Source organism: Rhodococcus sp. NPDC057529 (genome assembly GCF_042802055.1).
Lineage (GTDB): Bacteria > Actinomycetota > Actinomycetes > Mycobacteriales > Mycobacteriaceae > Rhodococcus_F.
In genome coordinates, this window is the sequence record NZ_JBHVEY010000007.1 from 129,353 (window position 1) to 155,239 (window position 25,887).

Annotated in this window: 13 protein-coding genes; 10 read left to right on the top strand and 3 right to left on the bottom strand. The window is 68.4% G+C overall.

What is annotated here, in order from left to right; all coding sequences use genetic code 11:
• From zomB to ACFU5V_RS15635, 10 genes are all read left to right on the top strand, one after another.
• Complete coding sequence (gene zomB, locus ACFU5V_RS15590) at positions 1-1,920, top strand: flagellar motor control protein ZomB (RefSeq protein ID WP_378700712.1); 1,920 nt, start codon at positions 1-3, stop codon at positions 1,918-1,920.
• A gap of 339 nt (positions 1,921-2,259) precedes the next feature.
• A complete protein-coding gene (locus ACFU5V_RS15595) occupies positions 2,260-3,270 on the top strand; it encodes an alpha/beta hydrolase (protein WP_378436115.1) in 1,011 nt (336 codons plus the stop codon).
• Between the two features lie 291 nt (positions 3,271-3,561).
• Positions 3,562-4,557, top strand: coding sequence for an alpha/beta hydrolase (locus ACFU5V_RS15600; protein WP_378700381.1), 996 nt, complete (start codon positions 3,562-3,564; stop codon positions 4,555-4,557).
• Between the two features lie 131 nt (positions 4,558-4,688).
• A complete protein-coding gene (locus tag ACFU5V_RS15605; protein ID WP_378700384.1) occupies positions 4,689-6,575 on the top strand; it encodes an alpha/beta hydrolase-fold protein in 1,887 nt (628 codons plus the stop codon).
• 126 nt (positions 6,576-6,701) lie between these two features.
• Complete coding sequence (locus ACFU5V_RS15610) at positions 6,702-7,268, top strand: DUF732 domain-containing protein (RefSeq protein ID WP_378438289.1); 567 nt, start codon at positions 6,702-6,704, stop codon at positions 7,266-7,268.
• Between the two features lie 6 nt (positions 7,269-7,274).
• Positions 7,275-8,255 carry a cutinase family protein gene (locus tag ACFU5V_RS15615; protein ID WP_378438291.1) on the top strand — a complete coding sequence of 327 codons (981 nt, stop codon included), beginning with the start codon at positions 7,275-7,277 and terminating at the stop codon, positions 8,253-8,255.
• A 192-nt stretch (positions 8,256-8,447) separates the two neighbouring features.
• Complete coding sequence (locus ACFU5V_RS15620; RefSeq protein ID WP_009477140.1) at positions 8,448-9,437, top strand: LLM class F420-dependent oxidoreductase; 990 nt, start codon at positions 8,448-8,450, stop codon at positions 9,435-9,437.
• Between the two features lie 187 nt (positions 9,438-9,624).
• Entirely contained in the window at positions 9,625-11,520 is a 1,896-nt protein-coding gene (gene fadD32 / locus ACFU5V_RS15625; RefSeq protein ID WP_378438294.1) for a long-chain-fatty-acid--AMP ligase FadD32, read from the top strand.
• A 103-nt stretch (positions 11,521-11,623) separates the two neighbouring features.
• The gene (gene pks13, locus ACFU5V_RS15630; protein ID WP_378700386.1) at positions 11,624-16,591 is read left to right on the top strand and encodes a polyketide synthase Pks13; all 4,968 of its coding nucleotides are present in this window, start codon (positions 11,624-11,626) and stop codon (positions 16,589-16,591) included.
• Positions 16,588-18,132, top strand: coding sequence for an acyl-CoA carboxylase subunit beta (locus ACFU5V_RS15635; protein ID WP_072938577.1), 1,545 nt, complete (start codon positions 16,588-16,590; stop codon positions 18,130-18,132). The genes pks13 and ACFU5V_RS15635 overlap by 4 nt, the downstream gene beginning before the upstream one ends.
• A 42-nt stretch (positions 18,133-18,174) precedes the next feature.
• Here the strand turns inward: ACFU5V_RS15635 and ACFU5V_RS15640 are convergent, their stop codons facing one another.
• The 3 genes from ACFU5V_RS15640 to ACFU5V_RS15650 form a co-directional block, all read right to left on the bottom strand.
• Positions 18,175-19,149: a hypothetical protein gene (locus tag ACFU5V_RS15640; RefSeq protein WP_378700388.1), complete on the bottom strand. Its 975-nt coding sequence runs from the start codon at positions 19,147-19,149 to the stop codon at positions 18,175-18,177.
• A gap of 106 nt (positions 19,150-19,255) precedes the next feature.
• Complete coding sequence (locus ACFU5V_RS15645; protein ID WP_378700390.1) at positions 19,256-22,579, bottom strand: arabinosyltransferase domain-containing protein; 3,324 nt, start codon at positions 22,577-22,579, stop codon at positions 19,256-19,258.
• Positions 22,580-22,645: 66 nt separating this feature from the next.
• Positions 22,646-25,879, bottom strand: a complete 3,234-nt coding sequence (locus ACFU5V_RS15650) for an arabinosyltransferase domain-containing protein (protein ID WP_378700392.1) — start codon at positions 25,877-25,879, stop codon at positions 22,646-22,648.
• Between the last annotated feature and the right edge of the window lie 8 nt (positions 25,880-25,887).

Genomic DNA, 25,887 nt, shown 5'->3' on the forward strand with positions numbered 1-25,887 from the left:
TTGGTAGGCGACGCCGAGGAATCGGGCGCCGCCGCGGAGCGGACCACCGAACGCCACCGGAAGGCCATCCTCTCGAGGGTGGTCTTCCTCGGGGGTGTGGCCGTCTCGGCTCTCCTGATGTTCTGGGGCGCCTGGGAGCGGCGATGGATTGCCGACGACGGTCTGATCGTGCTGCGCACGGTCCGGAACCTGCTCGCGGGCAACGGTCCGGTCTTCAACTCGGGCGAGCGGGTCGAGGCCAACACCAGCACCGCGTGGACGTACATCGTCTACGCGTTCGGCTGGCTGTCCCAGGCCCGGCTCGAATACGTCGTTCTCACGATCGCGCTGATCCTGTCCACGGCGGCGATCGTGCTCGCCATGTTCGGCACCGCGCGCCTGTACCGCGGTGGATCCTTCGCCGGCGGCGGCACGCTGTTCCTGATGCCCGCGGGTGTGCTCGTCTACATCGCGGTGCCCCCGGCCCGCGACTTCGCGACGTCGGGCCTGGAAAGCTGCCTCGTCATCTTCTGGATCGCGCTGCTCTGGCTGCTGCTGGTCCGGTGGAGCCAGGCGGCCACCCCGTCCACCACGTCGGTGCTGACGCTCGCGTTCATCGCCGGGATGGGCCCCCTGGTGCGCCCCGAACTGGCGATCCTGGGTGTGCTGTCGCTGGCCATGATCTTCCTGGCGCCCGGCCTCACGTGGGTGGTGCGGGTGGCGATGGTGTTCGTCGCCGGCATCGTCCCGGTGGGCTACCAGATCTGGCGCATGGGCTACTACGCCCTCCCGTACCCGAACACCGCCGTGTCGAAGGACGCCGGCGGCGCGAAGTGGTCGCAGGGTTTCGCCTACCTCTGGAATCTGCTTGGCCCGTACCTGCTGTGGCTGCCGCTGGTCTTCCTGTTCGCCGGCGCCGTGATCGCCTGGCGCGGCCGGGACAAGGACATCGAGCATGGTGTTCGTCACACCGAGGGCACGCGGCTGACGCGCCTGCGCGGATGGCTGCGCACGCAGAACGCCGTCGTCGTCTTCGTTCTCGCGAGCGGCCTGATCCTCGGTCTGTACTCGTTGCGCGTCGGTGGCGACTTCATGCACGGCCGCGTTCTTCTTCCCGTTCTGTTCTGTTTCATCGTGCCCGTCGCGGTAATTCCGGTACGAATTCCGGACCGCGCATCATGGGGTCGTAACAGGGAATCGTCGACTTTCCTCGCCATGGCCTTCCTGTGGGTCGGCACCGTCGTGTGGGCGTTTTTCGCGTCGAACACGACGGGAATGCCGGAAGGTGTCGTGATCGGACGTTCCGGAATTGTCGACGAACGCGCCTTCTACGTTCTCAACACCGGTCACGCGCACCCGATTCGTGCGGACGACTACCTGGACTACCCGCGCATGCGCGCCATGGTCCAGACCATCTCGGACACCCCCGACGGCGGCCTGCTGATCCCGTCCGCCGACTACACGTACTGGTTCGTCGTGCCACCGCCCCTTCCGATCCCGGAGGACGGCGCAGGCCACACCGTGTACTTCCTGAACCTCGGCATGACGAGTATGAACGTCGGTCTCGACGTGCGGGTGCTGGACCAGATGGGTCTCGCGTACCCGCTTGCGGCGCACACCGAGCGGCTGGACGACGGCCGTATCGGGCACGACAAGGCGCTCTACCCCGACTGGGTCGTGGTGGACACGGGAATGATCGACAAGCACCCCTGGATGCCCGGATTCCTCGACGAGGATTGGGTGACCGAGGCGCGGGTCGCACTCACGTGCCCCGAAACGCAGGACTTGCTGACGTCGTATCGGTCGGAACTGACGTGGCCGCGTTTCAAACAGAATTTCAAGGATGCGCTGCATTTCGCGAGTTATCGATTCGAGCGTGTTCCCGCATATGAAATTCAGCGGTGCAATCTCGAGCCGCCGTTCCCGGAACCGGCCAAATAGGGCGTACCGGACGGGGCCCGTGTCACCGCGGCGTCCCGGGCTGATCTCGATGTCGGAACATCAGATCTCGTTTGTGTAACGCTGGAACTGTCGGCGACGATGTACGTCGATGATGAGTCATCGTGACGGTGGTCTGGAAGTTCCCCGAAAAGCGCTCCGCGAGCGTTTGTCAGGGAACTTCGTGTGACATACAGTCCACCAAGCGCAGTGTGACTCGGAAGAGGTCCGCTGCCGGGCCCGGCCACGTGCCCGGGCCCGGCAGGTCGCCTGTTCCCCGACGGAATCCGCCGGAGCCGCCCAGTTGGCGGAGTCCGCAGACGAAGAGAGTGAGCAGTATTCATGCGTTTTGCCAGACCGAGGTTGTCTCAGCGCCTCAAGCAGCGTGCGATGGCCATCGGCGCCGTCGCACTGGTACTGCCTGTGGGCGCAGGAATCGCTGGTGGAGCCGTTGCTGCAGCAGCACCGACGCACGCGGGGCCCGCCAAGACCGCGCCGGCCGGTGGCTACGAGGAACTGTGGGTTCCCTCTTCCATGGGACCGATCAAGGTCCAGGTCCAGTGGGCCGCCCGCGGCGGTAGCTCCGCGCTGTACCTGCTCGACGGACTGCGCGCCCGCAACGACCGCAACGCCTGGAGCTTCGAGACCAACGCGTTCGACCAGTACCGCAACGACAACGTGACGCTGGTCATGCCCGTCGGCGGCGAGTCCAGCTTCTACTCGGACTGGTACTCGGCCAGCAACTTCAACGGTCAGCCCGTCACCTACAAGTGGGAGACGTTCCTGACCCAGGAACTGCCCGACTTCCTGGCCAACTACGGAGTCTCGCGCACCAACAACGCCGTCCTCGGCCTGTCGATGGGTGGCAGCGCCGCCCTGACGCTCGCCGCGTACCACCGCGACCAGTTCAAGTTCGCCGGTTCGCTGTCCGGCTACCTGAACATCTCCGCTCCCGGCATGCGTGAGGCGATCCGCGTCGCGATGATCGACGCCGGCCGCTACAACGTCGACGCCATGTGGGGCCCGCCGTGGAACCCGGCGTGGCTGCGCAACGACCCGTTCGTGTTCGCCCCGCGTCTGAACGGCCTGTCGATGTTCATCTCGGCCGCCAGCGGTCTGCCCGGTGAATTCGACCACCCGCGCGCGCCGATCGACTACTACAACACCGCGAACGGCATGGGCCTCGAGGCCCTCGCCCTGGCCAACACCCGCGCCTTCCAGGTGCGTCTGGCCAGCCTCGGTGTGCCGGCCACGTTCGACTTCCCCGCCAACGGCACGCACTCGTGGCCGTACTGGGGTGCCGAGCTGTGGAAGGCGCGCGGCCAGATCCTGGACACGCTGGGCGCCTGGTGATCTAGACGCCACCACGATCGTGGCGAATGCCGCCCCGCCTCACCGGCGGGGCGGCGCTCGTGCGTTCTGAAGTGCGGCGTCCCGGATCGGCCGGGTGAGAGGAATACCTCGGAATCCGTTCCCCCCGGGAGTGCACAACGGGTCCTTTTGTCAGTAAGGTGATCCCGTCGAGACGCCACCCGCGCAGCGAGCGCTGCGCGGGTGGCGTCTGTACGTGAGATTTCACGAGAGTTATCGAGAGGTTGCCGCGGCCGCGGCGCGAGACGCATCAAGCGGAGGGAAGACGAGTTCATGCGAGTTGGGGGTTCGACGAGAACAAGCGGATGGGCCAGGCGTACCGCCGCCGCAATTGCTCTGGCGGTCGCACTGCCTCTGGGCGTGACCATGGTGGGCGGCGGCGCAACCGCATCCGCGGCCTTCGACCCCGCAGCGCAGGACTTCTGGGTCGACTCCTCCATGGGTCCGATCAAGAGCCGCATCTGGCGTGCCGCCGACGGCAACACCAACCGTGTCGTCTACCTGCTCGACGGTCTGCGCGCGCAGGACGACCTGAGCGGCTGGGAAGTCAACACTGACGCGGGTCCGTTCCTCGCCTCGCAGAACATCAACGTCGTCCAGCCGGTCGGCGGGCAGTCCAGCTTCTACTCCGACTGGTTGTCGAACTCGAACTTCAACGGCCAGAAGACCCCGTACAAGTGGGAGACGTTCCTCACCGAGGAACTGCGTGACGCTCTGGCGAACCGCCTCGGCTTCCAGTCCACCCGCAACGGCGTCATCGGCCTGTCGATGGGTGGCAGCGCCGCCCTGACGCTCGCCGCCTACCACCCGGAGCAGTTCAACTACGCGGGCTCGCTGTCCGGCTACCTGAACATCTCCGCTCCCGGCATGCGTGAGGCGATCCGCATCGCGATGCTCGACGCCGGCCGCTACAACGTCGACGCCATGTGGGGCCCGCCGTGGAACCCGGCGTGGCTGCGCAACGACCCGTTCGTGTTCGCGAACAAGCTTCGCGACAACAACACCCGCCTGTGGGTGTCGGCCGCCAACGGCATCCCCGCCCCCGGCGGAGCCGCACCGACCGGATTCATGGACGTGTTCAACGCGAGCACCGGCGCGAGCCTCGAGGCGCTGTCGCTGGCGAACACCCGTGCCTTCCAGGTCAAGATGGCGACCCTCGGCGCGAAGAACGTCACCTACAGCTTCCCGCCGCGCGGCATCCACACGTGGCGCTACTGGCAGCAGCAGATCCACGATCTGGCCGGCGACCTCGGCAACACGATCGGGTAGCTCGGAAGTAACAATTGCACCAGCTGTAACAGCGCGGCACTCCCACTCGTCTGTTGTTTGCGTGTAGAAAGAACCGGAACGCGAGGCCGTGCTCCGTGTTGGCCTCGACGCGCAGAGAGAGAGTGAACGTCATGCGAGTAGGCCTGTTCAGGGCAGAACGTCAGCGTTCGTCGACCGGAAACGTTCGAAGGCGCGCGCTCGCCTCGCTTGCCGCCGTGCTCGTGGTGCCGGTGGCGGTCGGGTTCACCCAGACCGCCACCGTCTCGGCTGCGCCCGTCGCCGCGCAGGCTCCGGTGGCCACCCAGGCCCCGAGCGGCGCGACGATCCATCACGTCGACTGGCTCACCGACCGCCGCGTGGCGATCTGGATCAACTCCCCGTCGATGGGTGTGCCGATCCAGGTGCAGATGCTGCTGGCGCGGGACTGGAACTCGAAGCCGACGGAGAAGTTCCCGTCCGTCTACATGCTCGACGGCCTCCGCGCGCAGGACAACGAGAACGGCTGGACGCTCGAGACCGACGCCGAATCGTTCTTCGCGGACAAGAACATCAACGTCGTCCTCCCCGTCGGCGGCCAGTCCAGCTTCTACTCCGACTGGGTGGCGCAGGACAACGGCCAGAACTACCAATGGGAGACGTTCCTCACGAAGGAACTGCCCCCGATCCTCGAGAGCGACTGGCGCACCACGAAGACTCGCGGCGTCGTCGGGCTGTCGATGGGTGGCACGTCCGCGATGTTCCTCGCGGCCCGCAACCAGGGCTTCTTCAAGTTCGCCGCGTCGCTGTCGGGCATGCTCACCACCACCGCGCTCGGCATGCCGCAGGCCGTCGCCTACGCGATGAGCGACGCGGGCGGATTCGACGCGAACGCGATGTGGGGTCCCCCGACCAGTTCCGCGTGGGAGGAACACGACCCGTACCTGCTGGCCGACAAACTCAAGGGCGTCAGCCTGTACATCTCCAGCGGCAGCGGCACCACCGGCCCGTACGACCAGCCGTCCGGAATCCCGGGCGTCAGCACCAATTACGCGGGCATGGGGCTCGAGATCCTCAGCCGGCTCACGTCCCAGACGTTCGCGACCAAGCTCAACAAGCTGGGCATCCCCGCCCAGGTCAACTACCGGCCGTCCGGCACGCACTCGTGGCCGTACTGGCAGTTCGAACTGCACCAGCTGTGGCCGCAACTCGCGAGCGCCGTCGACGTCGAACCCGAGAAGCCGGTGTGCACCACCGCCGGGTCCATCGCCGGTGTCGCAGGCGCGAACCCGTGGATCGGCGACTGCCTGACCCCCGAGTACAGCCTCGCGGGCGGAACGGTCCAGGACTTCCGGAACGGCCGGATCTTCGCCAAATCCGACACCGGCATGCAGCCGGTGGCCGGCGCCATCGGCGGCGTCTACCAGGCGACCGGTGGTCCCGGCGGGCCGCTCGGCTACCCGACGACGCCCGAACTGGCCACCCCCGACGGTCGCGGTCGCTTCAACCACTTCGAGCGCGGGTCCGTCTACTGGTCGCCGCAGACCGGAGCGCACGCCGTCCGCGGCGCGATCCGGGACGAGTGGGCACGGCAGGGCTGGGAGGCCGGACCGCTGGGGTACCCGGTGGCCGAGGAAGTTCCCACACCCGGCAAGGACGGCGCCGTGCAGGGCTTCGAGATCGGCGCCATGTACTTCAGTCCCGCCAACGGCACCCACCGCGTGCAGGGAATGATCATGGGCAAATACGCCGAACTCGGTTACGAGGGCGGCTGGCTCGGATTCCCGAAGACCAGCGAGATCCCCGTCAAGGACGGCGGCCGGTTCAACCAGTTCGAAGGCGGCAACATCTACTGGAGTCCGCTGTCGGGCGCCTGGGCCGTCGAGAACGGACCGATCTTCGACGCCTGGAAGAGCGCCGGCTACGAGGGTGGCCGGCTCGGGTTCCCGATCAGCGACAAGTTCGCCATTCCCGGTGGCGTCCAGCAGAACTTCCAGACCGGCTACGTCACAGTGATCGACAACAAGGCCGAGATTCACTGATGGCCGCACCGTACTAGAAATCTCACGCGCAGCGGGCGGGACCGGGTCCGGCGGACCAGGGTTCCGCCCGATCTGCGTCTGTACCCTGTCGAGAGACAACGACTTGGAAAGCAAGGACGGAAATAGATGCCGCAGCACTCACGTATCAGCACCACCTTCCGACGGTCGATCGCGGTAGGCGCGCTCGCCGTCGCAGCGAGCGGATTGTTGGTCGGGTGCGGTAGCGACGACTCCACGGCGACGTCCAACCCGTCCACCAGCACGACCACGACGTCCGCGGCCGCATCCAGCTCCGCCGAGAGTTCGGCGTCCGCCACGCCCAGCGCGAGCGCTTCCGCACCGGTGACGAGTCCCGGCGAAGCGGCCACCGCACCGCCGGCGCAGCCCGAGGAAGTCCCGGGCGACTTCCCCGGCCCCAGCGAGGTCCCGGTCAGCGCCGACGGCCAGAAGTTCCTCGACGCGCTGAAGGCCAAGGGCATCGAGCCCGCCGCCGACGGCACCATGGCCGTGAGCACCGCCGACTTCATCTGTCAGGCCAAGGCCGAAGGCAAGAGCGACCCCGAGACGATGGTGTTCGTCACAGCGATGGTCGGCACCGAGGCGTCCGCTGCGGGTCAGGAACTGACCCAGGAGCAGGCGACGGCCAACGCCCAGACCTACATGGACGTCGCCCACGCGACCTACTGCAAGTAGACGCCGATGTCGGTGACCGGGCGCGGAACGCGGAAGAAGAAGAGCAGCCTCCTGCGCACACTGCTGGTGCTGATCGTGATCCTGCTGGTGATTCTCGTCGCAGTGATCGCGCTCTGGTATCTGCTCGCGGGGCGGCTGCCCAAACCGATCCCGACCCCGCCCGGCCCCGAGCGTCCCAACGCCCAGCCGGCGAGCTGCCCCGACGTCCAGGTGGTCGTCGTTCCGGGCACATGGGAGTCCAGCGCCACCGACGACCCGTACAACCCGACGGCCAACCCGGCGTCGCTGATGCTCAACGTGTCGCGGCCGCTGCAGGAGCAGTTCGAGTCCTCCCGCGCCGACGTGTACACGGTTCCGTACGTCGCACAGTTCTCCAACCCGGTCGCCTTCCCGCCGGACGGGCAGCAGTCGTACAACAACAGCCGCGGCGCCGGCACCGCCGCCACCAACGACATCCTGATCCGCCGGCACGCCGAGTGCCCGCTGACCAGCTTCCTGCTCACCGGCTTCTCCCAGGGCGCGGTCATCGCCGGCGACGTCGCTTCGAGCATCGGCGCAGGTGACGGCCCTGTTCCGGCGGATCTGGTGCTGGGTGTCGGGCTCATCGCCGACGGTCGCCGCGATCCGGCCGCCGCGACGAACGTCGGGCAGCCGGTCGCCGGTGTGGGAGCCGAACTGTCCCTGGCCGGTCTGCAGATCCCGGGCATCACGATGACCGGTCCCCGGCCCGGTGGCTTCGGTGATCTCACCGACCGGGCGGTGGAGATCTGCGCCCCCTCAGACGGGATCTGCGACGCGCCGGCGCAGGCGCTGAAGCCGAGCAACTGGATCGGCAGCGGGCTGCGCCTCCTCGAGTACAACAACAACCCGGTCCACGCGATGTACAACTCGTACGTCGTCGACGACTCCGGCACGACGGCCACGCAGTGGATCGCCGGATGGGCAGCCGAGAAGATAGAGGCCGCCCCGACTCCGGCTCACAGTTGATTTTGTGGCGGATGGGTTCACCGTGGTCGGTGAGCCGTGAATCGTCCCAAACGAAGAGGCGCGACGCGTACTCGCCGGTAGTGTGCGTTTCCCGGCACCGGTAGAGTGCTGCACTGTCGCGGCACCACCCGTGCCCGACCCACCGATGTTCACGTCCTGAACGGGGGCGTTACACCACAGGAGAAGCTATTCATGAGTTCCGACGCCAGCTCGTTGCGTAAGTTCCGATTCGCTGCAGGCGGAGAGGGCAACGCGGACGAGGGCGGCGCGCGTCGGTTCGTCAAGCTTGCACAGAAGGCCGAGGAACTCGGGTTCGACAGCTTCATGATCCCCGACCACCTGGGCAACCAGGTGGGACCGATCGCCGCGCTCGGCGCGCTCGCGATCGCGACGGACAAGATCCGGCTCGGCACCGCCGTCCTCGCCAACGGCTTCCGGCATCCGGCGATCCTCGCGAAGGACGCCGCCACCATCGACGTGCTGTCGGGTGGCCGCCTCGAACTCGGCATCGGCGCAGGGTGGATGAAGGAAGAGTTCGACAAGGGCGGCATCGACTACGAGCGTCCGGGCGTCCGGATCGCCAAGCTCGAGGAGACCCTGCAGATTCTCGACGTGCTGCTGCGTGGCCAGGAGTGCAACTTCGACGGCAAGTACTACCAGATCAAGGGTCTGACGGGCAGCCCGCGGCCGCGGCAGGGTCCGCGCCCCCCGATCGCCGTCGGTGGCGGCGGCCCCAAGATGCTGGCGCTCGCGGCCAAGTACGCCGACATCATCTCCGTGGCGACGCCGACCAGCAAGGAAGGCAAGCTCCTCCTGTCGGGTGTCACGCTCGAGAAGACGATGGAGCGCGTCGACCGGATCCGCGAAGCCGCCGGTGACCGGTTCGACGACATCGAACTGAACTGGACGATCACCACCATCGTCATCACCGACGACCGCGAGCAGACCGCCGAGATGGCGCTCGCCGCACTCGACCAGGGCTTCCCTCCCAACATCGAGGTCGACACCAAACTGTCCGTCGAAGACATCCTGAGCTCGCCGTATCTCGCGATCGGCAGCTTCGAGGAGATCGCCGATCAGATCCGTATGGTGCGAGAAAAGACGACAATGTCCTACGTCGGTGTGTTCCCCACACAGATGGATGCGTTCGCGCCGATCATCTCGCAACTGAAGGGCGAGTAGACGCAGCGTACTGAGGGCGGCGATGCCAATCTGTAACATATCGATGGTTTGGAATCGATGAACTTATTCGGGTGAGTGGCGTGTTACGTCGTTTCCCACGAGTTTTACAAGATCCGATTCGGCGAAGGAAGTCTGGGGCGCAGTCATGCCGGTGGCATGCCTGTGTGATCGCTTCGGAGGAGATGGAATGAACGCGAAGTTCGATGATTTTATCGACGAGACGGGCCACATCAGGCTCGACTCGGGAAGCACGCTGGTCGACTACGTCCAGCGGCACACCCGGGAGAACTCGGACGAGCTGGCATACCGCTACATCGACTATTCGCGGGACAGAGACGGCGAAGCACAGGAGCTGACCTGGGAACAGTTCGGCCACCGGTTGCGCGCCGTCGCGGCTCGCCTCCAGCAGGTCACCAAACCCGGCGACCGTGTCGCGGTCCTGGCGCCGCAGGGTCTCGACTACGTCATCTCCTTCTTCGCCGCCATCCACGCCGGAACGATTTCGGTGCCGCTGTTCGACCCCGACGAACCCGGCCACACCGACCGTCTGCACGCCGTCCTCGGTGACTGCAAGCCTGCCGCCATCCTCACGGCCACCTCCTCCGCCGCGGGTGTACGACAGTTCTTCCGGTCCCTCCCGGCCGCCGAACGCCCCCGGATCATCGCCGTCGACGCCATCCCCGACAGCGTCGGCGAGTCCTGGGTGCGCCCCGAGATCGATCTCGACGACATCGCGTACCTGCAGTACACGTCCGGCTCGACCCGGGTGCCCGCCGGTGTGGAGATCACGCACCGCGCCGTCGGCACGAACGCGCTGCAGATGGTCGACTCCATCGAGCTCAACGAGAACTCGCGCGGCGTCACCTGGCTGCCGCTGTTCCACGACATGGGGCTGCTGACCGTCATCCTGCCCGCCCTCGGCGGCAAGTACATCACCATCATGAGTCCGCGCGCGTTCGTGCAGCGGCCGTACCGGTGGATCAAGGAACTGGCCGCGGTGTCGGACGGTGCGGGCACGTTCGCGGCTGCACCCAACTTCGCGTTCGAGCACGCTGCCGCCCGCGGCCTGCCGAAGAACGGCGAGAGCCTCGACCTGAGCAACGTGATCGGCCTCATCAACGGCAGCGAACCGGTCACCACGTCGTCGATGCGCAAGTTCAACGAGGCGTTCGCGCCCTACGGCCTGCCGAAGACGGCGATCAAGCCCTCGTACGGCATGGCCGAGGCCACGCTGTTCGTATCCTCCACCCGGCACTCGGACGAGGCCCGCGTCATCTACGTCGACCGCGACGAACTCAACGCCGGTCGCGTCGTGAAAGTGGACCAGGACGCCGAGAACGCCATCCCGCAGGTGTCCTGCGGCTACGTCGCGCGCAGCCAGTGGGCGGCCATCGTCGACCCCGAGTCGCGCATCGAGCAGCCCGACGACCGGGTCGGTGAGATCTGGCTGCACGGCGAGAACATCGGCATCGGCTACTGGGGACGCACCGACGAGACCGCGGAGACGTTCCACAACAAGCTCACCAACCGGCTCGCCGAGGGCAGCCACGCGGAGGGTACGCCCGAGGACGCCAACTGGATGCGCACCGGCGACTACGGCGTGTACATCGACGGCGAGCTGTTCATCACGGGCCGCGTCAAGGACCTCGTGATCGTCGACGGCCGCAACCATTACCCGCAGGACCTGGAGTTCTCGGCGCAGGAGGCCAGCACCGCGCTGCGCCCCGGCTTCGTGGCCGCGTTCGCTGTCCCGGCCAACCAGCTGCCCGCCGTCGTGTTCGAGAACACGCACTCGGGCCTGAACTACGACGCGGACGATTCCTCCGAGCAGCTCGTGATCGTGGCCGAACGCGCACCGGGTGCCGGCAAGGCCGACCCGCAGCCCGTCGCCGACACGGTGCGGGCCGCGCTGTCGACCAGGCACGGAGTCACGGCACGCGACATCCTGCTGGTTCCCGCGGGCTCGATTCCCCGCACGTCGAGCGGCAAGATCGCCCGCCGCGCGTGCAAGGCGAGCTACATCGAGGGCACCCTGCGCGGCGGATACACGCAGACGGCCTTCCCCGATAGCGTTTCCGAATAGTCCACTTCCTGACGGGTAGCTTGGTGAGTTGATGGCTGAAAAAGATGATGACCGGGTCGGGGCGAGCGAAGCGACGGGGAATGTCACAGACAGCACAGGTGACATGACGGTTGCGCAACTGCGTGACTGGCTGCGCAACTGGATTGCCGACGCAACCGGGCAACCGGTCGGTCAGATCACCGACGACCGCCCGATGGAAGAGTTCGGTCTGTCGTCGCGTGACGCCGTCGCGCTCAGCGGGGAGATCGAGGAACTGGTCGGGGTCACGCTCACCGCGACGGTCGCCTACCAGCACCCCACCATTGCGTCGCTGGCCACCCGCATCATCGAGGGCGAACCCGAGCAGCCGGACGACTCCGCCGACGCCGCCTACTACGCGTCGGCGCCGACGTCGGACGCGCACGACATCGCGATCGTGGGTCTGGCCTCACGCTTCCCGGGCGCGGGCACGACTCCCGCCGAGATGTGGCAGATGCTCGCGGAGGGTCGTGACGGCATCTCCGACCTGCCCGAGGGCCGCTGGGAGGAGTTCACCTCCGACCCGCAGATCAAGGCCGCCGTGGAGAAGGCCAACACGCAGGGCGGCTACCTCGACGACGTGAAGACGTTCGACGCGGAGTTCTTCGCGATGTCCCCGCTGGAGGTCGCGAACGTCGACCCGCAGCAGCGCCTCGCGATGGAACTGACGTGGGAGGCCCTCGAGCATGCCCGCATCCCGGCCAGCGACCTCAAGGGCGAGCAGGTCGGTGTGTTCATCGGCAGCTCGGCGAACGACTACCAGTTGCTCGCCGTCAGCGATCCCGTCCACGCGCACCCGTACGCGCTGACCGGCACGTCGACGTCCATCGTCGCCAACCGGGTGTCGTACTTCTACGACTTCCGCGGGCCGTCCATCGCCCTCGACACGGCCTGCTCGTCCTCGCTCGTCGCGGTGCACCAGGCGGTGCGCTCGCTGCGCTCGGGTGAGTCGGATCTCGCGCTCGCCGGCGGCGTCAACATGCTCGTCGCGCCGCCCGCCACGCTGGGCTTCGACCAGCTGGGTGTGATGGCCCCCAACGGCCGCATCAAGGCGTTCTCCTCCGATGCCGACGGGATGATCCGCGCGGAGGGCGGCGGTCTCGTCGTCCTCAAGCGTCTCGAGGACGCCGAGCGGGACGGCGACGAGATCTTCGCCGTCATCGCCGGTAGCGCCGTCAACCAGGACGGCCGCTCCAACGGTCTCGCGGCTCCGAACCCCGACGCTCAGGCCGACGTCCTGCGGCACGCCTACCGGGACGCGGGCATCAACCCGGCAGGCGTCGACTACATCGAGGCGCACGGCACCGGCACCATCCTCGGCGATCCGATCGAGGCGGACGCGCTCGGACGCGTCGTCGGTCGTGGACGCGCCGACGACAAGCCTGCGCTGCTCGGCTCGGCCAAGACCAACTTCGGTCACCTCGAGGCCGCCGCCGGCGCCGCGGGCCTGATCAAGGTCGTGCTGTCGATGCGGGAGGATGCGCTTCCCCCGACGCTGAACTTCGCCGGACCCAACCCGTACATCGCGTTCGACAAGGCGCACCTGCAGGTCATTCCGGAGGGCGCGGCGTGGCCGCGCTACACCGGCGCGGCCGTCGCCGGTGTGTCCGGATTCGGGTTCGGTGGCACCAACGCCCACGTCGTGGTGCGCGAGTACACCGGTCCTGCCGTGGACGACACCGCCGCGCCCGCCGACACGGTCGCGCCCGCCGAGGTCGCGGTGGCCGAGACCGAGCCGACGGTCGTCCTCGCGGTGTCCGGTGCGCTGCCGTCGCGTCGCCGCCGGGCCGCCGCCGATCTGGCCGACTGGCTCGAAACGGAAGAGGGCAGCACCACCCCGCTCGCCGATGTGGCCCGCGCTCTCGCGCGCCGCAACCACGGTCGCTCGCGGGCCGTCGTCCTGGCGAAGACCCGCTCGGAGGCCGTCACCGGCCTGCGCGCCGTCGCCGCAGGCAAGCCCGGGCAGGGCGTGTTCAGCGCCGACTCGCCGTCGTCGAAGGGCGCCGTCTGGGTTCTGTCGGGCTTCGGTTCGCAGCACCGCAAGATGGCCAAGCAGCTGTACCTGGAGAACCCGGTGTTCGCCGCGGCCGTCGACGAGGTCGACGCGCTGATCGAGGACGAGGCCGGCTACTCCATGAAGGAGAAGTTCCTCGACGACGCGATCGACTATGACGTCGAAACGTCGCAGGTCGGCATCTTCACCATTCAGATCGGTCTGGCGGCCCTCCTGCGTCATCACGGCGCCGAGCCGGAGGCCGTCGTCGGCCACTCGATGGGCGAGGCTGTCGCCGCGTACATCTCGGGCGGTCTGCCGCTCGAGGACGCGGTGCGGGTGATCTGCGCCCGGTCCCGCCTCATGGGTGAGGCCGAGGCCACGCTCGAGGGCGACGACATCCGTCTGATGGCGCTCGTCGAGTACAGCGCATCCGAGATCGAGACCGTCCTCACCGATTTCCCGCACCTCGAGGTCTGCGTGTACGCGGCCCCGACGCACACCGTCATCGGCGGCCCGGAACCCGAGGTCAACGCCATCGTCGCGCGGGCCGAGGGCGAGGAGAAGATGGCCCGCGTCCTCAAGACGAAGGGGGCCAGCCACACCTCGCAGGTCGACCCGCTCCTGGGCGAACTGGCCGCGGAACTGGCGGGCATCGAGCCGACCAAGCTGAAGCTGGGCGTGTACTCGTCCGTCGACAAGGACACCTACTACCGCGCCGGCCACGAGCCGATCCACCGCGAGGAGTACTGGACCAAGGGCCTGCGCCACAGCGTGTACTTCACCAACGCCGTCCGCCTCGCGGTCGGTAGCGGGCACACCACGTTCGTGGAGTTGGCACCCAACCCGGTGGCCCTGATGTCGGTGGCCGCCACCGCGTTCGACGCCGGCTTGCACGACATGCAGCTCATCCAGACGCTCAAGCGCAAGGAGGACGAGCCGCTCGGTGTCCTCGCCGCGCTCGCGCAGCTGTACGTCCACGGGCACGCCGTCGACCTGTCTTCGCTGCTGCCGGAGGGCGACTTCGCGGCCGTTCCGCGCACCGCGTGGATCCGCAAGCCGTACTGGGTGGAGACCCGGATCGATTCCAGTGGCAACACCCGTGTCCCGGGTGCGCACGTGTCGCTGCCCGACGGCCGCCACGTGTGGGAGGTCCAGGCCGGCGCGGTCACCGACCTGCCCGCACTGGTCACCGCCGCCGCGTCGCAGGTGCTGACGGACGTGACGCTCGCCGCGTCCGTCCTGCACTCCCACGCGCCCGCCGAGGGAACGCTGACCACCACGCTCAACCCGCACCCAGGTGGCGCGTCGCTGCAGGTGCACGCGAAGAGCGGCGCGAGTTTCACGCTGCTGTTCGACGCCGCCGTCACGTCCGGGGAGGCGCTTCCCGAGCCGGTGGTCGCTGCGCCGGTGCAGGTGGCGACGTCGCCGGTGGAGGAGTTGCCCGAGGTCGTCGAGGACATCGGCGAGAAGTGGGACCCGAACGGTTCGCAGACGCTCGAAGACCGTCTCGCGCTGATCGTCGCCGAGTCCATGGGGTACGCCCCGGAAGACCTGCCCGCCGAGATCCCGCTGATCGAGCTGGGCCTCGACTCGCTGATGGCCGTCCGCATCAAGAACCGCGTCGAGTACGAGTTCGACATCCCGCAGCTGCAGCTGCAGGCGGTCCGTGACGCGAACCTGCTGGAGGTCGGCAAGTACCTGCGCTACGCGGTCGAGAACCGCGAAGAGGTGCAGGCGCTCGCGGACAAGCAGAAGGCCGAGAAGGAAGCGGAGGAGGCCGCGGAGGCCGACCGTGATGCGGAGGCCGCGGAGGCCGACCGTGATTCCGGGTCCCCTCTCGACGCCGAGGACACGTCCGTGGAGGCGGAGGCCGAGGCGATCCTCGCGGCCACCCCGGCGCCGGAGACGGCCGCTGCTCCCGAGGCCGCCGCCGTGGACAGCAAGGAAGCGTTCGCCGACGCGACCGGCACCGACGTTCCGCCGCGCGACGCCGCCGAGCGTCTGACGTTCGCCACGTGGGCCGTCGTCACCGGCGAGTCCGCCAAGGGCATCTTCAACACGCTGCCGATCCTGAACGACGAGACGGCGGAGAAGCTGGCCGCCCGGTTGTCGGAACGCGCGAACGGTGAGATCACGTTCGACGACGTCCTCGACTCGACGACCATCGAGGAACTCGCCAACGTGGTGCGCGGTTTCCTCGAGGATTCCGGCAAGATCGACGGGCTGGTCCGCGCGCTGCGGCCCCGCCCGGAGGGATCCGACGCCGTCCCCGTGTTCGTGTTCCACCCGGCCGGTGGTTCGACGGTCGCGTACGAGCCGCTGCTGAAGCGTCTGCCCGAGGGCACGCCGATGTACGGATTCGAGCGCACGGAGGGCCCGATCGAGGTCCGGGCGGCGGAGTACCTGCCGTTGATCCGCGAGATCCAGGGCGACGGGCCGTACGTGCTGTACGGCTGGTCGTTGGGCGGTGTGCTGGCATACGCGGTCGCGAAGCTGCTGCGCGAGTCGGGCGCGGACGTCCGGATCGTCGGCCTGATCGACACGGTCATGGCCGGGGAGAAGGTCGAGGACACCCCCGACGAGATCCGGAAGCGCTGGCAGCGGTACGCGGCGTTCGCGAAGAAGACGTACAACGTGGACTACCCGCTGCCGTACGACAAGCTCGCTGCGGCGGAGAGCGACGAGGAGCAGATCAAGATCCTCACGGAACTGCTCAAGCTGAGTGGCACCAAGATTCCGGGCGGAATCATCGAGCACCAGCGCACGTCGTGGCTCGACAACCGTGCCATCCAGACCGCCGAGCTCGAGCAGTACGACGGCGACGTCGTCCTGTACATGGCCGACCGCTACCACGACGACGTGATGAATCTGGAGCCCGCGTTCAAGACCCGGAAGCCGGACGGTGGCTGGGGTGACGCGGTGAAGAACCTGGAGATCATCCACGTGGGCGGCGATCACATCCAGATCGTCGACGAGCCGTACATCGCGAAGGTCGGTGCCGACCTCACCAAGAAGCTGGCGGCGATCCAGGCCGCCGGAACCGGAGCGCATCAGTGACCACCACGACCGCAGAGAAGCTTGCCGAACTGCGCGAAAAGCTGGAAACGGCAAAGGAACCCGCGGGCGAGCAGGCGATCGCCAAGCGCGCGAAGAAGGGCATTCCGAGCGCGCGCGAACGCATCGACATGCTGCTCGACCCGGGAAGTTTCATCGAGGTCGGCGGTCTGATGCGCCAGCCCGGTGACCCGAACGCGCTGTACAGCGACGGCGTCGTCACCGGCCACGGGACCGTCGAGGGACGCCCGGTCGCGGTGTTCTCGCACGATCAGACCGTGTTCGGTGGGTCGGTCGGCGAGATGTTCGGCCGCAAGGTCGCCGCGATCATGGAGTTCGCCGCGAAGATCGGCTGCCCGTGTGTCGGCATCAATGACTCCGGCGGAGCCCGTGTGCAGGACGCGGTGACGTCGCTGGCCTGGTACGCCGAACTGGGCCGTCGGCAGGAGCCGCTGTCGGGCATGTGCCCGCAGATCTCGATGATCCTCGGCAAGTGCGCGGGCGGCGCGGTGTACGCGCCGATCAACACCGACGTGCTGGTGGCGACCGAGGAGTCGTACATGTTCGTCACCGGGCCCGAGGTGGTCCGGAAGATCACCGGCGAGGACGTCAGCCTCGACGAACTCGGTGGTGCCCGGAATCAGGCCCAGTACGGCAACCTGCACCACGTGGCTCCCGACGAGAAGGCCGCGTTCGAGTGGGTGCGCAAGTACCTGAGCTTCCTGCCGTCGAGTTGCATGGAGAAGCCGCCGGTCGTCAATCCGGGTCTCGAACCGGAGATCACGGACTCCGACCGCGATCTGGACACGTTCATCCCGGACGCCGACAACGCCGGCTACGACATGCACGACATCCTGCTGCGGATCTTCGACGACGGCGAGTTCCACGAGATCGGCGGGCAGGTGGCGCTGAACATCATCACCGGCTTCGCCCGGGTGGACGGCCGCACGGTCGGGGTGATCGCGAACCAGCCGCTGGTCGCGGCGGGTGCGCTGGACGCGCAGGCCTCGGACAAGGCCGCGCATTTCATCCGCATCTGTGACGCCTTCGACATCCCGCTGGTGTTCGCGGTCGACACCCCGGGGTTCCTTCCGGGGCTCGAGCAGGAGCGGATCGGTGTCATCAAGCGTGGTGGCCGGTTCATCTTCGCGTTCGTGACGGCGACGGTGCCGAAGGTGACCGTCGTGATCCGCAAGGCCTACGGCGGCGCCTACGCCGTCATGGGCTCGAAGCAGTTGGGCGCCGACATCAACTTCGCGTGGCCGACCGCCCGCATCGCGGTGATGGGTGCCGAGGGCGCTGTCGACCTGATCGGTCGCAGGCAGATCGAGGCCGCGGGCGAAAACGCGCCCGCCGTCCGCAGGCAGTTGATCAACTTCTACAACGAGAACATCGCGACGCCGTACATCGCCGCGGAGCGCGGATACATCGACGCCGTCATCGAGCCCGCCACCACCCGGCTCGAGATCCGCAAGGCGCTGACGATGCTGCGCGACAAGACGGTGCAGCGCAACCCGCGCAAGCACGACTTGATGCCGCTGTAGTTCGATGGCTCTGTAAGTGGTTTCCGCACCCGCGGTCGGCGGTCATGCCGACCGCAGGTGGGTGTCGGTGTGCACGAACACCGGTGGCCGGGGACGCGCCGCGGCCAGCGTGTACGCGGCGCGTAGATCGGCGAGAACGGTCGCCGGGTCGGTCCGGATCTGCTCCGGCAGGTGCGTCACGACGACGATTCCCTCACGCTGCATCCGCGCCCGCCGCATCCTCGTCGCCTTGTGCAGTTCGGGCGAGAAGTGGTACTTCGGCGAGTCGATCTCCCAGGCGACGGCGACGTCGTCGAGCCAGCCGTCCGGCCGGGCGACCCACAGCCCGGCGGCGGACAGCACGTCCGCGTCGTGCCGCATCGGCGGAAGCCCACTCGTCGCACACAACGTGTGCGCGTGGACCCGGGCAACGGAATGCGCGTCTTCCGTCAGTTCGCGCAGAACGGCCCGGGGCAGGTGGCTGTCGCGGTCGCTGCCGTGTGCGAGTTCGCGGACCAGTTCGCCGACCGTCGCGTCGCCGCGCCGGATCCCCTCGGCGAGGAGCGCGTGACAGGACTCGGCCGTGACCGAGCGACGTCCGGCGTCCAGGAGGCAGCGCGGCGGCGGAGCAACGCGCAGGAGCCCCCGGTGGACGGGTGCGGGCAGGTGCCGCGTCCGCTCGACCTTCACGTACGACCAGTCCCGGCGATGCCGGGTGGACGGGATGAGCAGCAGCACGTCGTCGCGGTGTGACGTCGCCGGGTAGCCGAACGCGGCCAGCGCGGCGTGACCCGACAGGAGCGCGTCCGGGCCGCCGTATTCGAGCGCCGCCAGGTTGCGCTGCAGCGTCGTCGGTGGCCCGTCGTGCAGGAGGACGACGCCGGGGAGGATCCGCTGCCAGGGACCACCGTCGCGGCAGCGCGCGGCGATGGTTCCCCTCTCGACGCCCAGCCGCTCCAGAGCAGCGGCCCGGACCACGCCGTGGTGACCGGCAGCGGCTGTTCCGGGGAGGTCTTCGGCCCAGCTTTCGGTTCGCATGGGTCCGAGCCTGCCCCGGGCGCTGCGGTCCGCGGCCGAAAAGCCCAGGTCGGAAATTGGCCTGTGGATGGACGGAAGGTTGTGGACAACTCCGCCCCCGTGCCCGCTACGGGGTGGGGTACACCCGCAGCGTGCCCGGCTTCCACAGCCCGGACCGGGTGGCGGTCTCGGTGTCGACGGTAGCCGCGGTGGCGTCCGGGTAGTACCGGTCGAAGCGCTCGAGGGAGCCCCAGTCGCGTCCCCAGTCGTCCCGCATGTACGTGGGGATGGCGGTGGCGCTGGCGAGCAGTTCGGTGAATCCGAGCGGGCCACCGTTCTCCGCCGACTGCCAGGTGTCGGTGGAGCTGACGGCCAGCGGACGGTCGGGGAGGATACGGTAGTTCGGCATCTCCGCCACGCCGTACTGGTGGTCGAACGGACGCTGGCACGGGAACTGCAGTCCGACGGCCCAGTCCAGCAGTACGGGCTGCGAGCTGCCGATCGTCGAGTTGAGGGTCTCGAGCTTCGGCACCCGCGGCGGGGTGAACGCCAGCCACTGGTCGCCGGTGAGGTTGGGGTCGTTGGCGACGATCCGCACGGAGTCGGCGTCGGGCGACAGTTCGCTGATCGGCACGCGCAGGTTGCGCCACGACGGTGCGGGCCCGATGTCCTTGGGCAGGTAGGTGCCCTGCGCCTGGACGGTGCCGTCGGGCTGACGCTTGCCGTATTCGAGCAGCAGCGACTGGCCGTACGTGAGGGCGCCGGTCGCGTCGACCGACCAGATGCGGCCCGCCGCGGACATGACGATCAGCGGGGTGTCGTCGCTGCGTTCGGGGAGGGCGTACCAGCTGGACGACAGTGTCGCCGGTTCCTGCACGCCTTCCTGGTAGCTGCCCATGACGGGTGTCGTGGCCGGGTCGAGCCCGAACGGCAGCTTGGCGGTGCTGCCGTTGACGCCGACATTTCCGGTGCCGCCGCTGGTTCCGGCGCTCGATCCGGTCTCGAAGGAGGGCCCGACGCTCTGGTTGTCGGTGTTGCCCATGCCCTGCTTGACCTCGACGTAGTCGGCGGTCAGGTCGGACGGAACCCCGTTGGGGGAGAAGCCGACAGGGTTCGCTCCGCCGAGTGGGTCGGCGGGGTTCGCGAGCGGCGCCGCGGGATCGTTGATGGGCGTGAGGTTTCCGCCGTTGGTGTCGCCCTCGACGAGGACGTCCTCGGCGAGCCCGCACGTCTGCCCGGTGAGGGAGTCGAAGTTGGAGCGGGCCAGCGAGTACGCCGGGTACTGGGAGACGGCGCCCTTGAGGAGGGAGAGAACTTCGAACAGCACCATGATGCCGGCGACGACGGTGAGCGGGGCGGCCGCGAACTTCCTGATCCGCCTGCCCTTCTCGGTGTTCGCGCGGACGGGCGGCGCGGCGAACCCCTCACGCAGGTACTGCCAGGCGGCCAGTGCGACGGCCAGCCCGAACAGGACGAGGAAGAACGTGTTGGACTGGCGGCCGCCGAGGGAGACGGTCTTGTCGAACCACGGCACGCCGTAGCTCGAGACGTACCAGTAGCCGTTGATGCCCGCGAACGTCAGGGCCAGCATGAGCAGCAGTCCGGCCAGGAAGATCGTCCGGTTGCGGCGCGAGCGCAGCGCGGACGCCGACACCGCGACGGCGGTGAGCGCGGCCAGCGAACCGGCGATGCCGGCGTACGCCCCGAAGTGGTGGGTCCACTTGGTGGGGTTGAACATCATGAAGAAGATCGTGCCGAACACGACACCGAGCAGGCGCCACGACGGTCCGGTGGCGGCACCGGGAATCCGCTTGCGGCGCAACAGGATGAACAGTGTCGTCAACAGGCACAGGATCATCGTCAGGAACGCGAAGCGGCGGGCCACGGAACCGTCGACGGTCGGGACGAACAGGTAGTAGTAGCGCAGGAAGTCCTTGTACCACTCGAGGTTCGGGCCGATCAGGGTGCGGACCCGGGTGGCCTCCATCACCGCGGCGATGGTCTGGTCGGCGAACACGACCACGAGGACGATCGTGCCCGCCGCCGCGATCGGCGCCAGCAGCGGCAGCGTCCCCACCTGGCGGTGGCGCTTGACGACGATCCGGACGAGCGGGCGGGCGCCGGCGAGCAGGGCGGCCACACACATCAGACCCGTCGGAGCGGCCGCGAGAGTGAATGCGCCGATCAGGACGGCGACGGCGGCGGGGAGGAGACGTCCGGTCGCGATGGAACGCTCGATGGAGCACCACGTGAGCAGGGCGCCGAGCGCCACGATGGGCTCGGGCCGCAGACCGTTGTTGTAGGGCAGCCAGAACGCGAGGAACACGAGTCCGCCGGTCCACAGCGCCACCTTGTTGCGCCGGACCGACCGGCCGAGGCGCGGAGCGACCTCCCGGCTGATCACCATCCAGCACAGGATCCCGGCGATCAGGGCGGGCAGTCGCATGAAGGGGCTGGCCGTCGAGATCTTGGCCATCGCCGCGAGGACGTCGTAATACCAGCCGAACGGCGCCTCGGGGACGCCGAACCAGCGGAAGTAGTTGGCCATGTAGCCGGCGTGGTCGGAGACCCGGGCCATGGTGAGCAGGTAGCCGTCGTCGGACGTGTTCGCGCCGATGAAGTGCCACAGCACCAGCGTGCCCACGACGATCGTGTCGAGTCCGGTGAACTTCCACCAGTGCGACGGCAGGAAGTTGCGGTGCCCGCGCCCGTCCGTGCCGTCGAGGCGGCCGAGGGCGACCAGGGCGATCGCCGTGGCCAGGAGGGCCACGATCATCGCGACGAGCTTGATCAGGGTGGGGCTCGACGAGAACCGGGAGTCCACGTTCATCGTGAACGACAGACCGGCAGGCGCCGCCCCGTCGCGGAGGTCGCTGAACACACCCACCACCTGCGGGCGGAGGTCGCCGGTGAGGGAACCGGCGATCGGGTCACCGGTCGGGGTGGTCAGGCCCACGAACTCGGCGGACGTCGCGTCGATGTTCGATGTGATGCGGATCTCGCTGCAGGCGCCCGACTGCACCTGTTCGCGGGGCGCCGTGGCGATGGTGACGTTGCGGTCGAGCACGTCCACGGACTTGTCCGACACCCGCACGAACATCGCGTTCAGCGCCGCGCCCTCGCCCTGCGCGGGCGCCGTGGCCAGCAGGATCCCGCCCTGCGGGGGAAGCCCGGCCACCGCCGAACACGGGATCGACGCCGACAGGTCGACCGGGACCTGCGACACCAGCGGTGCCTCGAGGTCGCCGACGACGCCGTTCTCCGGCCAGTTCACCGCTGCGGTCGTCTGCTGCACCGGCATGAACGGCGTGGCCACTGCCAGCACGAACCCGATGAGGCCGGTGACGATGGCGATCAGACGAGCGGTCCGGTACTCACTCCGCCGGTCCTGGCGAGCAGGCGGCGAAGAGGCTTCGGGATCGGAGACGGAAGTTGTCAGAGCATCGGGCACGGTTGTCGATGGTATGTCAGGAACCTGAGGAGGCATATTGCCGCCTACCAGAGGGTAGGGGCGGTTCTAGTAGTAGCGCACCGGTCCGGCCGACCAGGTGCCCGACCTGGTCACCTGTTCGGATTCGACCTGGGCGGGTGTCGCCGACTCGTCCAGCGGCGTGTACCGCTCGAGCGAACCCCAGTCGCGGTCCCAGTCGTTCGACAGGTAGGTGGCCAGGGTGCTCGCCGACAGCAACTGGTCGGTCCAGCCGAGCGGGCCGCCGCCGAACTTGTCCTGCCAGGCGTTGGTGGACTCGGCGCCGATGCGGTCGGGCAGGACCCGCCACTGCGGGACCTCGGCGACGCCGTACCGGTGGTCGAACGGGCGCTGGCAGGGGAACGCGAGCCCGACGGCCCAGTCGAGGAGCACGGGGTCGGTGGACCCGACGACGGTCTGCAGGGTCTGCATCTTCGGCACCCGGGGCGGTGTGACGGCCAGCCACTGGCCGGGGTCGGTGTCCGGGTCGTCGGCGACGAGCCGCACCGTGTTCGCCTCGGCGGGGAGCTGATCGAGCGGCACCCGCAGGTTGCGCCACGACGGGGACGGTCCGATGTCGATCGGGTCGACGGTGCCGAGCGCGGCGACGGACCCGTCGGGGCCGGTCACCCCGTACTCGACCTTCAGGCTCTGGCCGGGGGTGACGACGCCGTCCGCGTCGACCGACCGGATGCGTCCGGCCGCCGAGATCGTGAGGAGCGGTGCGTCGTCGCTGCGGTCGGGCAGCCCGTACCAGCCGGTGGTGAGGGCGGCGGGTTTCTGCTCCCCGCCGGCCTGGTAGCTGCCGAGGACGGGGGTGCGGGCGGGGTCGAGACCGAACGGCAGCGTCACGGTGCTGCCGTTGACTCCGGCGGTGGCCTCGGTGCCGCCACCGGTGCCGGAACTGGTGCCGGTGGTCGTTTCGTCGGTGTCGGTGTCGACGGTGTTGGCGCCGCCGGTGGCGATCTTCTCGGAGTCGGCGGTGAGGTCGTCGGCGATGCCGTTGGGCGTGAAGCCCTCCGCGGACGTCGCGCCGAACGCGCCCGCACCGCTCTGGTCGGTGACCGGGGTGAGCGGCTGCAGCAGTGCGGCGGTGGGGTCGGTTTCGACGAGGACCTCGTCGGCGAGCGCGCACGTGCCGCCGGTGACCGATTCGATGTTGGCCTTCGCGATGGAGTACCCGGGGTACTGCGCGACGGCGCCCTTCAGCAGCGACAGCACCTCGAACAGGACGACGGCGCCGGCCGCGACGGTCAGCGGCGACGGCGCGAGCATCCGGGCGCGCTTCCCGTTGGGCCTCGTGCCCGTCTCGTAGGGCTCGCGGACGTGGTACCAGGCGGCGAGGAGCAGCGTGAGGACCGTGAGTCCGAGGAACAGCGTGGAGAAGCCCTTGCCCGCGATCATCGGCGGCTTGTCCCACCACGGGACGCCGTAGCTGGAGACGTACCACCAGCCGTTGGAACTGGTGAACGCGACCGCGAGGATGAACAGGACACCCGCGGCGAACAGGGTGCGGTTGCGTTTGGAGCGGATACTCGCCGCCCCCACGCCGACCGCGGCGAGCACCGCGACTGACCCGGCGAGGCCCGCGTACACCCCGAAGTGGTGGGTCCACTTGGTGGGCGTGAACATCATCAGCAGCAGCGACGCGAACACGATGCCGAGGATGCGGCGCGACGGTCCGATCGCGGTCCCGGGCACCTTCCCCTTGCGCAGGATCAGCATCACGCAGACCACGACGCACAGCAGCATCACGAACACACCGAACCGGCGGGCCAGTGAGCCGTCCGGGGAGATCCCCATCAGCGAGTCCCAGCGCAGTCGCTCGTCGAACCAGGCCACGTTGGGGCCGAGGGCGGTGCGGACGCGCGTCGACTCGAGCACCGTCGCGAGTGTCTGATCCGCGAAGACGGCCACCATGACGACGGTTCCGGCGGCGAGGATCGGCAGGATCTGGGACGCGAATCCCACCCGGTGGCCGCGCGCGATGATGATCTGCAGGATCGGCCGCGCACCCGCTATCAGCGCCGCGATGCAGATCAGCCCGGACGGTCCCGCGGCGAGCGAGAACGCGGCAATCAGCACGGCGACGGCACCGGGAAGCAGTCGCCCGGTGGCGATGGCCCGCTCGATCGAGCACCACGTGAGGAGGGCGCCGAGCGCGATGACCGGTTCGGGGCGCAACCCGTTGTCGTACGGCAACCAGAACGCCAGGAACACCAGGCCACCGGTCCAGAGGGCAGTCCTGTTGCGGCGCACGGCCACACCGAGGCGGGGAATGACCTCCCGGCTGATCACCATCCAGCAGAGCAGCGCCGCGAGCAACGTCGGCAGCCGCATCCACATGCTTGCCGTGCTCACCTTCGCCAGCGCCGCGAGCAGTTCGTACGACCAGCCGAACGGCGCCTCGGGGACGCCGAACCAGCGGAAGTAGTTGGCCATGTAGCCGGAATGCTCCGACACCCGCGCCATGCCCAGCAGATAGCCGTCGTCGGACGTGTTCGCGCCGACCACGTGCCACAGCAGCAGCGTCCCGATCACGACGGCGTCGACGCCGGTGAACTTCCACCAGTGCGCAGGCAGGAAGCGGCGGGCGCGCCTGCCGTCGATGCCGTCCACCCGGTGCAACGCGTACAGCGACGTCAGCGTCGCGAGGACGCACACGATCATCGCCAGCAGTTTCAGCAGCGTCGGGCTGGACGAGAACCGGGAGTCGAGGTCGACGTGCACGGTCAGGTCGGCGGGCGCCGCCCCCTGCAGGTCGGTGAACAGGCCGACCATCTGCGGTCGCTGGTCGCCCTCGATGGAACCGGCGAGCGGTTCGGCCGTGCCCGTGACCTCGGCCGACGTCCGCTGGTAGTCGGACGTGACGGTGAGTCCGGTGCAGCCCTGCAGGTCCGCGGCATCCGCCGAGATCAGGGACCTGCCGCGAAGGGTGACGTCGACCGTGCCGCCGGCGCCCGCCTTCACGACGAGGCCGTTCTTCTCGAAGTCGGGAGCCCGGTTCGGGAGGGTGGAGACGACGGTGCCGCCGTCGGGCCCGAGTTGGGTAAACACCGAGCAGGGAATGTTCACCTGCATGGCCAGCGGTGTGTACGAGACGAGTGGTGCCTCGACGCTGCCGAGCGTGCCGCCCTGCGGCCAGTCGATCGTCGCGGCGTCCTGCTTCACCGGCAGGAACGGGGTGGCCAGCGCGAGAACGAAACCGATCAGGCCGGTGACGATCGCGATGAGCCGGGAAGTGCGGATGCTCCGGACGTCGGGCAGCGGCGGTTGTGGCACAGCACGAT

Coding starts and splice junctions, on each gene's coding strand:
- ACFU5V_RS15610 (WP_378438289.1), top strand. CDS start 6,702: ATGCCGCAGCACTCACGTATCAGCACCACCTTCCGACGGTCGATCGCG.
- fadD32 (WP_378438294.1), top strand. CDS start 9,625: ATGAACGCGAAGTTCGATGATTTTATCGACGAGACGGGCCACATCAGG.
- ACFU5V_RS15595 (WP_378436115.1), top strand. CDS start 2,260: ATGCGTTTTGCCAGACCGAGGTTGTCTCAGCGCCTCAAGCAGCGTGCG.
- pks13 (WP_378700386.1), top strand. CDS start 11,624: ATGACGGTTGCGCAACTGCGTGACTGGCTGCGCAACTGGATTGCCGAC.
- ACFU5V_RS15605 (WP_378700384.1), top strand. CDS start 4,689: ATGCGAGTAGGCCTGTTCAGGGCAGAACGTCAGCGTTCGTCGACCGGA.
- ACFU5V_RS15640 (WP_378700388.1), bottom strand. CDS start 19,149: ATGCGAACCGAAAGCTGGGCCGAAGACCTCCCCGGAACAGCCGCTGCC.
- ACFU5V_RS15600 (WP_378700381.1), top strand. CDS start 3,562: ATGCGAGTTGGGGGTTCGACGAGAACAAGCGGATGGGCCAGGCGTACC.
- ACFU5V_RS15620 (WP_009477140.1), top strand. CDS start 8,448: ATGAGTTCCGACGCCAGCTCGTTGCGTAAGTTCCGATTCGCTGCAGGC.
- ACFU5V_RS15615 (WP_378438291.1), top strand. CDS start 7,275: ATGTCGGTGACCGGGCGCGGAACGCGGAAGAAGAAGAGCAGCCTCCTG.